The following is a 15639-nucleotide window of genomic DNA, read 5'->3' as shown; positions in this document are numbered from 1 at the left end:
TAAAGCAGCCGCCTTTAGCTATGCGTGCATAATAATTAGAATAATTATTTTTCCTAAATTGAATTAAAATCCATCTCATGAAAAAAATATGCTACTTTGCTTTAATGTTATTTCTCTCTACCCCACTTTTTGCTCAGGAAAATTTAGATTATCAAAAACCACCTAAAGAAATTCTTGATTTAGTTGACGTTCCCAGAGCTCCCGCTGTGGTCATGAATACCGCAGGTGATACGATGCTACTGCTCTACCGCGACAGTTTTAAAACCATTGCAGAACTTTCTGAAGAAGAATTGCGTCTGGGTGGTTTACGTATAAATCCTAAAACAAATATAGGCAGTCGTACTACTTTTTATAATGATGTAAAAATAAAAGGAGTACAGGAAACTGAAGCCCGTGCTATTTCCGGTTTACCAGATAATCCTATGCTTAGCAACTTTAGCTGGTCTCCAGACGAAACTAAAATGGCACTAACAAATACAACTGAAACCGGTGTAGAAGTTTGGCTATTAGATTTAAACACTGCGACCGTACGCAAACTTACTGAGCCCACACTAAATGCCAATATGGGAAGTCCCATAAGCTGGTTTAAAGACGGTAAGAGCTTGTTAATAAATATGCTTCCTGCACAACGGAAAGATTTAATTAATACCGCAGAAGCTATACCTACCGGACCCACAATTTCTACCAGTGACGGCTCTAAGGCTCAAAACCGAACCTATCAGGATTTACTTCAAAACCCGAATGATATATTCAACTTTGAGCAATTGGCAACATCAGTACTAGTCAAACAAAATTTAGATGGTACCAGCACAACCTGGGGCGAGGCAGCTATGTACACAGGTGTATCATTTTCTCCAGATGGGGAATATATCATGACAACTACCATTCACAAACCGTTTTCATATATCGTACCCTATAGTAGATTTCCTGAGAAAGTAAGTGTATATAAGCAAGACGGTACTTTTGTAAAAGTAGTAAATGAAACTCCATTAATTGAGGAGCTTCCGCAGGGCTTTATGGCTACACAGATTGGGAAGCGCAATATGTACTGGAGAGCAGATCACCCTGCAACCTTATATTGGGCTGAAGCTTTAGACCAGGGAGATCCAGAAGTCGAAGTACCTTTTAGAGATCAGGTGTATATGCAAAAAGCACCCTTTATTGAGGCTCCTACAAAAGTTTTAAAAACTATTAACCGTTTTAGAGGAATTACCTGGGGATCAGAAAACACAGCAATAGCTTACGATTACTGGTGGAACACGCGTAATACAAAAACATATGTATTTAACCCTTCAGACAAAAGCAACGAAGGTAAAGTGATAGCAGACCGAAACTATCAAGATACCTACAGCGATCCCGGTACCTTTGTAACTCAGGATAACAGCTACGGAAAACCCGTGCTTACCCTGGTTGACGGTAATGCTTATTTAATAGGAGATGGCTTTAGTGAAAAAGGTCAGTTTCCATTTATAGATAAATTAAATCTTGAAACACAGGAAACTCAGCGTATTTATGAGTCTGAATACACAGATAAGCTTGAAAATCTACAGAAAGTATTAGATATTAAAGAAGGTAAAGTGCTCGTGCGTATTGAAGCGCCTACTGAATATCCCAACTATTACATACGAGATCTTGACGATAAAAGTTTAGACCAGATTACTCATTTTGAAAATCCGTTTAAAAGTATTCAGGATGTACATAAAGAGGTCATTAAATACAAACGTGAAGATGGTTTAGAACTTTCGGGGACTTTATACCTTCCTGTAGGTTATGATATGGAAAAGAAAGAGAAAAAACCAATGTTGCTCTGGGCATATCCTACTGAATATAAAGACAAAAATAGTGCGGGGCAAACCACGTCAAACCCTAATGAATTTACCTACCCATATTATGGTTCTATGGTATATTGGGTGACACGGGGTTATGTGGTGCTAGATGATGCTTCTTTTCCTATCGTAGGTGAAGGCGACACAGAACCTAATGACTCATTTAGAAAACAACTTGTAGCTAATGGTAAGGCGGCTATTGACGCTGTTGATGCTTTAGGCTATATAGACCGAAATAAGGTTGCGGTAGGTGGTCACTCCTACGGTGCTTTTATGACAGCAAACTTATTATCACATTCAGATTTATTTGCTGCCGGAATTGCGCGTAGCGGTGCCTATAACCGTACATTGACTCCATTTGGTTTTCAGTCTGAAGAGCGTAATTACTGGGAGGCTCCAGAAGTTTACAACGCTATGAGCCCTTTTATGCATGCCGATAAAATGAAAACACCGTTGCTATTAATTCACGGTGTAGCAGATAACAATAGCGGTACATACCCACTACAAAGTGAGCGCTATTTTAATGCTTTAAAAGGATTAGGTGCTACAGCTCGTTTAGTAATGTTGCCTAAAGAAAGTCACGGTTACGCTGCAAAAGAATCTATTTTACATATGCTGTGGGAACAAGATCAATGGCTCGAAAAATATGTAAAAAACCGCGATGTAAATGAAATTAAAAAGACTGAAGAAATTAAAAAGTAAATCTTCTTTTAATTAATAGAACTTAGTTTACAGTCTCAGGAATCTATATAAGATTGCTGAGACTGTTTATTTAACACAGGCCCAACTGCAAAAACTACTTTCTTTAATTTTTCGTATATTTAAATAAGACCGAAAAATTCTAAATGCAGATTTGATATAAGATTTTGTACGATTAGAATTGCATTAATTTAAAGTGATTAATACGATTTAATCGGCAAAATTTTGCTATGCACGCATAGTAAGAATTGATAAGAAAACTCTTCTAAACGACCCAAAACTGCTACATTTACACAAAACTTGTTACAGAAATATGATATTAAATAATATACGTCTCGAAGTAATGCAAACCATAGGAAAATCTATGGATGAACTTATTGGGACCTACCTGAAGTCAATTGATGAAAATTGGCAGCCTACAGACATGCTTCCCGACGCTACAAATCCCGAATTTATTGATGAAGTCAAAGAAATTCAGGAGTTATGCCGCGAGATGGATTATGATTTATTTACTGTTTTAGTAGGTGACACCATTACTGAAGAAGCTTTACCTACTTACGAGTCCTGGTTAATGGGAGTTCAGGGGGTAGATCAGGTTAATGGTAACGGCTGGTCTAAATGGGTACGCTCATGGACTGCCGAAGAAAATCGTCACGGGGATTTACTTAATAAATACTTATACCTCTCTGGTCGCGTAAACATGCGTGAGATGGAAGTAAGTACACAATACCTCATTAGCGATGGTTTTGATATAGGTACCGGTATGGATCCTTATAAAAACTTTGTGTATACTAGTTTTCAGGAACTGGCGACTAATGTATCACACAGACGAGTAGCTTCCTTTTCACGTAAATCTGGAAATAAGCAATTGGCAAAAATATGTAATATGATTGCTAAAGATGAAGCGCGTCATGCTTCTGCTTACATGGAGTTTGTACGTCGTATTTTTGATCTCGATCCTAGTGAGATGATGATGGCTTTTGAAGCAATGATGCGTAACAAAATTGTGATGCCGGCTATGTTCTTAAGAGAATCTGGACAGCATATTGGTCAGCTTTGGGAACATTTCTCAGATGCAGCGCAGCGCTCTATGGTTTATACCACACAGGATTATATCACCATTTTAAAATCTCTGGTTGCAGACTGGAAAATTGAAGATATCAAAGGGCTTAATGATAAAGGTGAGCGTGCTCGTGATTATTTATTAAACCTACCTGATCGTTTAGAACGTATTTCACAACGTATTGTAGTTCCTAAACTCGATCACAAATTCAAATGGATTGCTAGTTAAAAAGCATAACTCATTTAAAAAAATAACCCTGAAAGATATGTTTTCTTTCAGGGTTATTTTTTTGTATTAAACGACACTCAGGTAGAGCGCTGTCGAGAATTTTAACTTAAAAATTAAGTAGACACCTTCTAAAATTTACAGTTTTACCGCACTCTTAATTTTGTATTTTTAAGTCGATACCTCTATGCTATATGTTTAAAAAACGACTTTAAAAATAGTTCTATGATATTCAACCCAATGAAGCTATTCTACTTCGCACTCTTTTGTGGTATAGTTTTACCTACCAGTGCACAATCTCAAGATGTTGACGATGCATTAAGAAAGACTTTATTATTACATAAAGAACTGGTGAGTATTCCTAATTTACCCGAAGATGAAGCATCAATGCTTAAAAATATCAACTGGGTTGCTGATTATTATCAAAAATTAGACTTTAAAACAAGCTTGCTTCCATCAAGTACGCTTCCACTTTTATTGGCTGAAAAAGTCTACAATCCCAAGTATAAAACAGTTTTGTTTTATTTTCATATAGATGGGCAGCCTGTAAATAAAGTGAATTGGGATCAGGAAGATCCTTTTACTCCAGTTTTAAAAAAACAAGATTCCACAGGAAACTGGCAAAATTTAGATTGGCACGCTCTCGACTCAAAAATAGATGATGAGTGGCGCATATTTGCTCGTGCAGCAGCAGATGATAAAGCGCCTATAATTATGTTTCTGGCTGCTTTAGAACAGTTAGATGCTCAGAATAAGAAACCCAACTTTAATATAAAAGTAATTTTTGATCCCGAAGAAGAATATGGTTCATCGGCATTATTATCTACGCTGCCCATAAATAAAGAACGCTATGCTTCAGATTATTTTATCGTAATGGACGGGCCGGCTCACGATTCTAATAAACCTACCGTAACATTTGGTTGCAGAGGTATTGTTACTTGCTCTATAACCACATATGGCGCCTCGTTACCACAGCACAGCGGTCATTATGGCAACTATGTCCCCAACCCGGTTTTTAGTCTTGCAATGTTATTGAGTACCATGAAGGATGATAAGGGTTATGTGCTCATTAAAGACTATTACAAAGGCATCAATTTAAGTCCGGAAATAACTGATGTTTTAAAATCTATTCCCTATGACTCAGTAGTGCTCAATAGCCAACTGGGTATTTTCACTTCAGAAAAAATAGGAAATAATTATCAAGAAACGCTGCAGTACCCCTCGTTGAATGTTCGCCAGATAGGTACCTCGTGGTCTGGAGTGAATTTAAAAACTGTGGTACCTGAACTTGCAAAAGCAGATCTTGATGTACGCCTCGTTCCTGAGACCGAAGCACAAATTCAACTTGAAAAAATTAGAACTCATATTGTAAAACAAGGATATTATGTAATTGATCACGATCCTACAGCTGAAGAACGCGCTACGCATCCTAAAATAGCGAAGTTTATAGCAAATGAAGGAATTAATGCTTTTAGAACAGACCTCGACAGCCCCTTTGGAAAAACCATTTCAAACAGTCTTTCTAAAGCATTTAATGAAGAGCCTATAAAAATCAGGATGATGGGTGGTACCGTTCCTATTGTACCGGTAATAAATGCGCTTAATATTCCAACTTTAATTATTCCAATGGTTAATATGGATAATAACCAGCACAGCCCTAATGAAAATATACGCATAGGTAATATGCGTCAGGGTATTCAAATATGTCTAGCTCTTTTACAAACTAATCTTTAAACTATTTATGTCTCAAAAAGAATTTAAAGTCATCGAGTTTACTAAGAAACAAGAGCTTGTTGACTTTGTAAATGCCAACTCAGAAAAGATTGAAATTGTATCTATTTCCAGCAGTCAGGAATCCTGGAATTACAAACACTTTCTTTGGTTTTATAAATTGTAAGTAATACCATAAAAAATCCCCGCATCATAAAATGCGGGGATTTTAAATTTAAAGCAGGATTAAAATTGATTAGAAAATATAACGCAATCCTACTTGCGCCTGCCATCTGCTGTCTAAACTAAAATCATTAGTAAACGTTTTTGTTTGTGAAGTATTAAACGTGTAAACCGGGCTTCCGCTAGAAACATCAACTCCTAAAGGTTGATCGTTTACTGGCACTTCAATAACACCCCAGTCTGAACTAATAAGATTTCCTAGGTTTAAAATATCTATACTAAACTGAATGGTATTCGTTTTATTTTCAGAAACTTTAAAATCATAGTCCTGTAAGATTTTTAAATCCCAACGACCTCTCCACGGGCTCAGTGCACCATATTTTTCGGCGTATGCACCTCTACGTTCACTTAAATAGTCATCCTGAGCTATATAATTTTCATAAGCGGTACGCTGTGCAGCCTGTGCCGCTGCATCACCTGAAAACGCATAGGTCTCTAACTCCTGACTTGTAGGTATGTAAATCAAATCATTAAGCACAGAACCATCATTATTAATATCACCGCTATAGGTATAAGCAAATCTTCCGCCCTGCGCATACTCATAAAAAGCACCTAATGAAGTACGCCATTGCTTGTTTCCTCCATAAGTAAATGCTTTGTTAAGCTGACCTACGATACGGTGTTTATCTCCATAACGCGAGGTAGTACTTACCGCTCTGTTTACATTGCCAAAAGCCGGATTACGATCATATGCATCACTAGATATTTCTGCATCTAACGAACTCGCATCCTCTGCTTTTAAATAGTTATATGCTATGCTCGCAAAAATACCGTTGCTAAATGTCTTCTGAATTTTTGTTGACCAGTTGAATGAAAATCCTACGTCTGTATTTGAGAATACATAGGCATTTGTATTACCGCCAAACTCGTCTTTTGCGCGGTCACTATCTAAATAAATAGGTCTGCCGTCTGGTCCTGCAAGAGTTCCTGAAGGATTTGCCAGACCGTAGTTACGCACCATTTGTGCATTTAAATCACGAGTATAAATAAAGTCTGTTGAAGCGGTAATTCCATTTTCAAAACGATAATCAAGACCTAAACTATTACGCCATACCTGCGGAAACTTAAAGTCTGGTGCAGAAGTTGTGTAGAAAAAGAAGTTTGGGTTTGCTACTTGATTTCCTATCCATACAAAAGGTAAACGGCCGGTAAATACACCCGTACCTCCTCGTATTTGAAACGTATTATCTCCTAAAACATCGTAGTTAAACCCTACTCGTGGCGAGAATAAAATTTTCTTAGAAGGAAGATCTAAACTATTTAGATTTGTTGGGTTTCCGTTTTCATCAAAATAGGTGATTCCGGGTTGGTAGTTTCCGTCAGGGAACGTACCGCCGGCTGCACGTAAAATGTTTTCACGTATTTTATCTTGTGTATTAAAAAAAAGTGGCTTGTCTATACGTAATCCTACGGTCAAAGTGAAATTTTCGGTAGCCTTCCATTTATCCTGTGCATAGAAAGCAAGTTGACCTACATTAGTTTCGGCTAAAGACCAACTATCATTAGCTGTGTTATTGTCAAAAGTAGTTTGAGCACTCGCCAGCGCTTCAGCTAATAAACCGTTGTTTACTGCTTCTTCAAAACTTAATCCTGCAACATTAGGATTTGCACGTACGCTGGTAAAATCTGGTGCAAAAACACCAACTCCGCCATTTGCATTAAAGTAGCTGTACGCACCCAGGTTAAAGCTGTTATCAAACATAAATTTCTCAAAACTTCCACCTAAGGTAATTGTGTGATTTCCGGTTACAACATTAAAGTTATCTGTGATTTGAAAAACTTTCTGCGTTAATTTATTGTTTATTGAAAAAGGCTCGTGACCTGCAATTATAGCACGTACCCCATCTTGCTGAATACTAATCGCCGGTGCCGGTGCAGAAAAAGGATCTCTGCTGTCATCAAAGAAAGTATAACCCGCCTGAAGTTTATTAGTCACGTTACCGCCAAAGTTGGAATTTAATTCAACTAACCAGGAGTCGATCTTGTTATTTATACGGTATCCTGCATTTCTAAATTGAAGAGTTGTCTGGTCTGGTCCTCTTCTTCCTATCGCTTCGGGATTTGCCGGTAAATCTCGAGATGCATTTAAAAAATTGTAAATAACAGCAACACGATGCTTACTATTAATATTCCAGTCTAGCTTAAATATACCTTTTGTAGATTCCGTCTTATGCGTGAAATTTTCATAAGGTCCTGTCTCGTAACCTAAACTAGATAATTGTTGAGAAACATAATCAAGATCTTCGGCAGAAACACGAGATACATTTTGCCCTGTAATGCCCGGGCGCGCTGCCAAAAAGTTTGAACCTGCATCTGCGCGGTCATCTTTTTCAAAGTTTGCAAAAACAAACAATTTATTTTCGATTAAAGGTCCACCTACACTAACCCCGTATTGTTTTTGATTAAGCTCAGGAACAATTATTTTATCGTCACCTACCTTGCTCCCTGTCATATCCTGATTACGGTAAAAACCGTAAACTGTTCCCGCCCACGTGTTAGTACCACTCTTGGTAACAGCGTTAACCGAAGCTCCCGTAAAACCCGCTTGAGTCACATCATAGGGTGCTGTTGAAACCTGTATCTGGTCTATGGCGTCAAGCGAAATAGGCTGTGCATTAGTCTGCCCACCCGGTGTTGCTGCATCAAGCCCAAAAGGATTATTAAAAATTGAACCGTCTAAACTAAAGTTATTGAATTGGTCATTTCTTCCTCCAAAAGAACCATTACTCGATGCAGTAGGCTCTAACCTGTAAAAATCTGCAGCAGATCTTGAGATCGTAGGTAAACTTTTAAGTTCGCGTCTGCCTATACTGGTTTCTGCTCCGGTACGGTCGCTATTAATAACATTATTTTTTGAAGAAGAAACCACAACAGCATCAAGCTCTGTTGCATCGCTAGCTAAGACTGCTTTTACGTTAAAAGACTGTCCCAGTGATAAATTAATGCTATTTAGCACATAAGTTTTAAAGCCTACATAGCTAATTGAAATGGTATACGGCCCGCCTACACGTACATTAAGCAGCGAGAATCTTCCGTCAAAATTTGTTATTGCACCGTAAACCGTACCCGTAGGCGTATGCGTTGCAGTTACATTGGCTCCGGGTAGAATTGCGTTTTGGTCATCATATACAATACCACTGATTTCTGCAGTTGTTACCTGTGCTGAGGCGGTAAGGACCAACATAAAAAGGCTGATAAAAAAAAGAAGTTGTTGTCTTTTCATAAGCTTCATTTTGAATTTAAGTTTAGTAAGTGTTAAGAAATTGCAAAATAAAATAAAACCTATTAAAGTAGAGTTCCCAATTTTTCAATTTCCAAAAATAAAATGAACAGTTGTTAATAAGAAATTAAATAGCAAATACCTGTAAATAAAACACTTAAAAACCAGAAGAAGATATACACCAATCAACTTGATTATTCAGAAAGGCGTAAAAAAATGTGTTTGTATATTTAGCTTTAGCCTTTAAATTGAAATACACCCGAGATTATTAAATTCATTCATTAGATAGGCGCTAACACGTATAAATACGTAAGTTAAAGGGATTAAAGCTATACGCGACAGCACACTAAAGTTAACTGACGCAAATGAAATTGTAGTATTAAATATTACGTAATCTTTATTTATATTTAGTAGATGAAAATTAAGTTCAAAAAGAAGAGATTATACGCCAATTTAGTATTGGGCTTAATATGGGTTATAATTGCACCATTAAGTCTACTAAAAGATGAGGGGTTGAATTGGTCAGATTACATCTATTTTGGTATTGGTGTTTTCTACCTGGCTCATTATGTTTACGATCTCAAGCACCAGTACTTAGAAATTGAAGATGGTGTAATTAAGAAAAATAGTCTTTATGGTTTTCGTAAAAAAATGAATCTTAAAGATATTGATAGGGTCGAAAAATTTGCCGGAGACTACACCTTAAAATCAAATGATACGAAATTAAAAATAAATACCTCGTTTATTGAAAGTCAATCGCTTACTTCTTTGGTTAAAACACTTTCAGAGCTTAATCTTCCAACAGAAAAAACACCTTTTATCAAGTGATTTAAATAAATTAATTTTCTAATTAATTGGGAATTAACTTTTAAGCCTTAAGTATTAATAATTGACATATCTCGCTCAACACCTTACAAACCAACGTTTTCTGTTAAATGAGCTACAAGCATCAATAATAAGCTTATCTTTGCCGCTTATTATATTTTATGACATTTAAAGAATTAGGTCTTATAGACCCTATCCTTAAAGCTTTAGCTGATAAAGGATACACCCACCCTACCCCTATTCAACAGCAAGCAATACCGGTATTATTAAGAGGACAAGATTTATTAGGTTCTGCACAAACAGGAACCGGTAAAACAGCGGCGTTTACCATCCCGATACTTCAACAAATTTATAACAACATAGGTTCTGGCAAAGGCACACGCAAGCTTAAAGCTTTGATTATTACCCCTACGCGAGAACTTGCTATACAAATAGACGATAATGTAACCGAATACAGCAAATACACCGGTATTAAAAATACTGTGATTTTTGGTGGTGTTAAACAAGCTTCGCAGGTTTCTGCAATGCGCAAAGGAGTTGATGTATTAACTGCTACTCCGGGACGTCTTTTAGATTTAGTTAAACAAGGGTTTATTAGTTTAAAAGATATTGAATATCTGGTGCTTGATGAAGCAGACCAGATGCTCGATATGGGTTTTATTCACGATATTAAGAAAGTACTAAAACTAGTACCGCACGATAGACAATCTTTATTCTTTTCGGCTACGATGCCAAAGGCGATTGTAGATCTTTCTAAACTCATACTTGGTGATTTTGAAAAAGTAAGTATAGAGCCTGAGAAACCTACTGCAGAACGTGTAGATCAGGGGATTTACTTTGTAAGCAAAAAAAGTAAGCCAAAATTATTAAAGCATCTTATTGAGACTGAAAATCCCGCTACCGTTTTGGTTTTTTCACGTACCAAGCACGGTGCTAATAAGATTGTAAAAATCTTAGATAAAGCAGGTATTAATGCTGCAGCTATACACGGTAACAAATCACAGGCTGCTCGTCAAAAAGCCTTAAGCGCTTTTAAAGATGGTCAAACTCAGGTTTTAGTAGCCACTGATATCGCTGCAAGGGGTATCGATGTTTCTGAATTAGAAATGGTAATTCAGTATGATTTACCTAACGTTTCTGAAACCTATGTACACCGTATAGGTCGTACCGGTAGGGCAAAAGCCAGTGGAGTTGCGCTAGCTTTTTGTGATAAAGAAGAGCGTGCTTATCTTAGAGATATCGAAAAACTAATTAAGCAGAAGATAGATGTGATTGCAGAACACCCGTTTTTAATTGACGGTCCTGACGATCCTTCAGATGAATCTGATGCTCGACCACCACGCAACAACACTCGTAATAACTCACGCAACAGCAACAGTTCTCGTAATAGTTCTGGTCGTTCAAAAAACAACGATGATCGCAGAAATAGCGGTCCTGTAAAACGTACAGCGGGAAACCCTAAAAAACGTTTTAACAGTAAACCAGAATCGAATTAAGTACTGGTTTTGACAACAAAAAAATCCGCTGTAGTTGCCTACAGCGGATTTTTTAGTTTTGTTTAATACCTTAAGAGCTATAATTTGATCACTAAGTCCTATTTGGTATTATCAGAAGCAGTAATGGCGACTAACAACGTTATTCTTTAATTTGCAATTTCAGCAATTTTAAATCGCAAAGTAGGCAAATACCAGTGTAATGCAACATTTAAAATTTCTAACTATAATTTAACAGCATTTATAGCCAGAGTAAAGCTATGGGTTCAGTTTCTTTTTTATATTTATTCCGTCATTAACGATTAGACTTATTATGAAAAAATTTATAATACTTAGCGCGTTTGCTGCTACCCTTTTTGTGAGTTGCGATGATACGCGTAAAGTTTTACACGAGCAATATCTAGAGTATGTTATGCATACAGATAGTCTTGATGTGGTACACGATGCGATGACTGTTCATCACGATGCGCTTAAAACTGATACCCGTACACTTGCGCAAAAATTAAAAGATGTAGAGGAAACAGATTCTATTGCAATTGCAGATTTAGCTAAGCATCAGGTTTTATTAAAAGAGCAGGCAACTTCGCTTTCTAAATTAAAAAAACTAATTGAAAGCCACGCAGACGTAAAATCTTACTTTATGTCAGACAGCATTTCAGTAGAGCAAATGGAGGCACAATTAGTGGAGATGGAAGCTAACAACACAGATATAGCTGCTCGTTTAGCACAAATCAAAACTGAATTAAAAATGATTGAAGCAGAACAAGAATCTCTTAAAAAAACGGAAGAACATTAGTTTATTGAGCATATTCTCGCTTTACAAATCAATCTCTAAAATAAAAAAGTCCGTTGAAAATCTTCAACGGACTTTTTATTTATACTTCAGTCTTGCGGACTCTCAAATTAGAATTTGGTTTTTTAGTAACTTAAGCAAGTCTAAAACATTCATTTAAGATATTAAACTACAAACTCAAAATCAATCAAAATCAACACATGAATTTTAATAGTCAAATTTTAAGTATCCTGGCAATTTCCTTTGGTATTGCGGGGTTTGCACAGGAGGTTAACACTATAGATACGCGGCTTATGCACGAGCCTGCTATAAGTACAAATCATATCGCTTTCATTTATGCTGAAGATTTATGGGTAGCTAATAAAGATGGTTCTCAGCCTCGTAGATTAACTATTGACGAAGGAATAGAGTCAAACCCGGTTTTCTCACCAGACGGCAAGACGATTGCATTTAGTGCAGAATATGATGGCAATACAGATGTTTTTACTGTAGCCACTACCGGCGGTGTGCCTAAACGACTTACTTATCACCCTTACTCAGACTGGGTGCGCGATTTTACGCCAGATGGTAAACATGTGCTTTTTGCATCTCAACGGTCTTTATTTACAAATAGATATGCACAACTATTTACAGTTCCTATAGAAGGAGGGCATACCACACAACTAGAAATACCTAATGCCTACTGGGCCAGCTATTCAGATGATGGTAAACACATTGCCTACACGCCCATTCCAGATCGTTTTAACCAGTGGAAACATTATCGTGGTGGTACCCAATCGCGTATTTTTATTTTTGACACTGCTACTAAAGAAGTTGTTGAAATCCCTAAACCTACAGAAGGTAGTAATGATGCGCAACCGGTATTCTTTGGAAATTCAGTATATTTTAAAAGTGATCGCGATGGCGAGTTTAATTTATACAGCTACGATCTGGCTTCACAAGAAGTAACACGCCACACAGATTTTAAAAATTTTGGCTTGCAAGATCTTGATGTAAACAGCGCAGGAATTCTTATACTCGAGCAGGCAGGATACTTACACAGTTATAACACATCTACAAAATCATTAAATAAACTCACTTTAGGCATCGCAACAGATTTGCTAGAGCTTCGCGAGCGTTTTGTAAGCGGAAGTGATTATGTACGTAGCGGTGGTATATCTCCATCAGGAGCACGAGTTGTAGTAGATTTTAGAGGAGAAATAGTAACTGTCCCTGCAGAAAAAGGAGACGTGGCAAATCTTACACAAACTCCAGGAGTACACGAAAACTACCCCAAATGGTCGCCAGATGGCAAGTCTATCGCTTATTTTTCTGACGCAAGCGGTGAGTATGCTTTGCACGTTAAAGATCAAAATAGCACCGCAACTGCAAAAAGCATTCAGCTAGATGGTACCGGTTTTTATGCGTACATCCACTGGTCGCCAGATAGTAAAAAAATAGCTTTTGTAGATAATGGTAGAAATTTATACATCACCACTGTCGCTACCGGAAAAACACAAAAAGTAGCCCAGGATATCTTGTATCAGCCGGGAGTTTACCGGGATTTATTTGGGAGCTGGTCTGCAGATTCTAATTGGTTAGCCTACACCTTAATTACCAACACTAATTTTGAACAGGCCTATCTTTTTTCGCAAAGCGAAAATAAATCGTATCCTATTTCAGACGGACTCTCAAATGTTGCAAATCCTACATTTGACCCAAGCGGAAAGTATTTATACCTAACCGCCTCTACAGATGCTGGGCCGGTGGTGAACTGGTTTGACCAGTCTAATCAGGATATGGAAGCCTCAAACTCTTTGTATTTAATAACACTTCAGAATGATGTAAAATCACCTTTTGCAAAAGAAAACGATGTTGAAGTGATTGCTAAAGCTGAAGCCGAAAAAGAAGAAAAAGCTTCCGAAGCTGATAAAAAAGAAAAGCCAGCTCCTACCTTAAAAATTGACTGGGATGGTATTTTAAACAGAATGGTTGCCGTTCCTGTAGGCAGTGGTTATTACGGCTCACTTTCGGTTCCAGAAGAAGGTGTTTTATTTTACCTGTCCTATCCTGCTCACGATGACGCCGTGATGCTACACAAATACGATTTAGCAGAACAGGAGGATGAGGAGATCGTAGAAACCAACTCCTATGAGATTAGCTCAGACGGTAAAAAAATGATGTACTATAATGGCGGTAGCTGGTTTGTTTCAGAGACTGGTAAAAAAGCTGATAACCCACCGCTAGATTTAGAAGCCATACAGATTAAAATAAATCCTAAACAAGAATGGGCTAATATCTTTAACGAGGCCTGGCGTGTAAACCGCGATTATTTTTACGATCCTGCTATGCATGGTGTTGACTGGGAAGCGATGAAAAAACAATATGAAATCTTTTTACCAGATGTCACTACAAAAAGCGATTTATATCGCGTGATGGGCTGGATGTTCGCAGAGCTTTCGGTAGGACATCACCGTTTTGATTACCGCGGCGATAACCGTATTGAAAAAGAAGAAATTAGCGGTGGCCTTCTGGGAGCAGATTATGTTGTGAAAAACGGAAGATATCAAATTTCAAAAATATATGGCGGCCTCAACTGGAATCCAGATTTGCGCGCTCCTCTTACCGAACCTGGTGTTTCTGCTAAAACTGGCGAGTATGTAATTAAAGTAGATGGTAAGGAAGTTACTTCTTCAGATAATTTCTATAGCTTTTTTGAAAACAAAGCCGGCCAAATTGTTACACTTACCCTTTCAGCAAATCCTAACGGAAATAATGCACATGAGGAGCAGGTAACCGCTATAGATTCTGAAATGAGCCTGCGTAACCGCGATTGGGTAGAAGGCAACATTAAAAAAGTAAATGAGGCTACAAATGGCCAGGTAGCTTATGTATATGTACCCAATACTGCAACCGGAGGTCACGAGTATTTTAAACGCTATTTTTATCCACAGGCAGATAAAAAAGCAATTATAATTGATGAACGTTTTAATGGTGGCGGGCAATTAGCAGATTATGTAATTGATTTGCTTAACAAACCCATGCAGAGCTACTGGAACTTTAGATACGGCAGTGATATGAAAGCCCCAAGCGCTTCTATACAAGGCCCTAAGGTGATGCTCATTGATGAAACCGCGGGTTCTGGAGGAGATTATTTACCCTATTTATTCCGTAGAAACAATCTGGGAACATTAGTAGGTAAACGCACCTGGGGTGGTCTGGTAGGAGTATTGGGTTATCCTGAATTTATAGATGGTGGCATTGTAACAGCTCCTAATGTGGCTTTCTATAATGAAGAAGGTTTTGGTATTGAAAATGTAGGTACGCCACCAGATGTAGAAGTAGAGCAAACGCCAAAAGAAGTAATTGCCGGGAAAGACCCTCAGCTTGAAAAAGCGATTGAAATCATCTTAAAACAGCTGAAAGAGAATCCTCCAAAAGGATTGACTACTCCACCCTATCCTATAAAAACAAAAAACTAAATAATACCCACTTTTAGCTTTAAAATCCTGATCTAACGATCAGGATTTTTTTTATGTAGCACTGCCTGTGATACTAAGTGT

Annotated in this window: 9 protein-coding genes; 8 read left to right on the top strand and 1 reads right to left on the bottom strand. The window is 37.6% G+C overall.

Annotation, left to right across the window (positions count from 1 at the left end; genetic code table 11):
• The first annotated feature begins 77 nt into the window (after positions 1 to 77).
• The 4 genes from ACEN25_RS05140 to ACEN25_RS05125 all read left to right on the top strand — a co-directional run bounded on the left by ACEN25_RS05140 (position 78) and on the right by ACEN25_RS05125 (position 5710).
• Positions 78 to 2528, top strand: a complete 2451-nt coding sequence (locus tag ACEN25_RS05140) for a prolyl oligopeptidase family serine peptidase (RefSeq protein WP_441801968.1) — start codon at positions 78 to 80, stop codon at positions 2526 to 2528.
• Positions 2529 to 2838: 310 nt separating this feature from the next.
• On the top strand, positions 2839 to 3816 hold the full coding sequence (locus ACEN25_RS05135; RefSeq protein WP_028374743.1) for an acyl-ACP desaturase: 978 nt from the start codon (positions 2839 to 2841) through the stop codon (positions 3814 to 3816).
• A gap of 222 nt (positions 3817 to 4038) precedes the next feature.
• A complete protein-coding gene (locus ACEN25_RS05130; protein WP_441801967.1) occupies positions 4039 to 5547 on the top strand; it encodes a M20/M25/M40 family metallo-hydrolase in 1509 nt (502 codons plus the stop codon).
• A gap of 7 nt (positions 5548 to 5554) precedes the next feature.
• On the top strand, positions 5555 to 5710 hold the full coding sequence (locus ACEN25_RS05125) for a hypothetical protein (RefSeq protein ID WP_441801966.1): 156 nt from the start codon (positions 5555 to 5557) through the stop codon (positions 5708 to 5710).
• 69 nt (positions 5711 to 5779) lie between these two features.
• On the opposite strand, the gene ACEN25_RS05120 is transcribed toward ACEN25_RS05125, so the two are convergent.
• Positions 5780 to 8989 carry a TonB-dependent receptor gene (locus ACEN25_RS05120; protein ID WP_441801965.1) on the bottom strand — a complete coding sequence of 1070 codons (3210 nt, stop codon included), beginning with the start codon at positions 8987 to 8989 and terminating at the stop codon, positions 5780 to 5782.
• A gap of 411 nt (positions 8990 to 9400) precedes the next feature.
• Between ACEN25_RS05120 and ACEN25_RS05115 the strand changes: the two genes are divergently transcribed.
• The 4 genes from ACEN25_RS05115 to ACEN25_RS05100 all read left to right on the top strand — a co-directional run bounded on the left by ACEN25_RS05115 (position 9401) and on the right by ACEN25_RS05100 (position 15558).
• On the top strand, positions 9401 to 9814 hold the full coding sequence (locus ACEN25_RS05115; protein WP_441801964.1) for a hypothetical protein: 414 nt from the start codon (positions 9401 to 9403) through the stop codon (positions 9812 to 9814).
• A gap of 158 nt (positions 9815 to 9972) precedes the next feature.
• On the top strand, positions 9973 to 11307 hold the full coding sequence (locus ACEN25_RS05110; protein ID WP_441801963.1) for a DEAD/DEAH box helicase: 1335 nt from the start codon (positions 9973 to 9975) through the stop codon (positions 11305 to 11307).
• A gap of 310 nt (positions 11308 to 11617) precedes the next feature.
• The gene (locus ACEN25_RS05105) at positions 11618 to 12100 is read left to right on the top strand and encodes a hypothetical protein (protein ID WP_441801962.1); all 483 of its coding nucleotides are present in this window, start codon (positions 11618 to 11620) and stop codon (positions 12098 to 12100) included.
• 197 nt (positions 12101 to 12297) lie between these two features.
• Positions 12298 to 15558, top strand: coding sequence for a S41 family peptidase (locus ACEN25_RS05100; protein ID WP_441801961.1), 3261 nt, complete (start codon positions 12298 to 12300; stop codon positions 15556 to 15558).
• Positions 15559 to 15639: the final 81 nt, after the last annotated feature.

This window comes from Leeuwenhoekiella sp. W20_SRS_FM14, from assembly GCF_052119605.1.
In the GTDB taxonomy this organism is placed as follows: domain Bacteria; phylum Bacteroidota; class Bacteroidia; order Flavobacteriales; family Flavobacteriaceae; genus Leeuwenhoekiella.
Note: the sequence above shows the minus strand (reverse complement) of the source record. Positions and strands in the feature narration are given on the sequence as shown.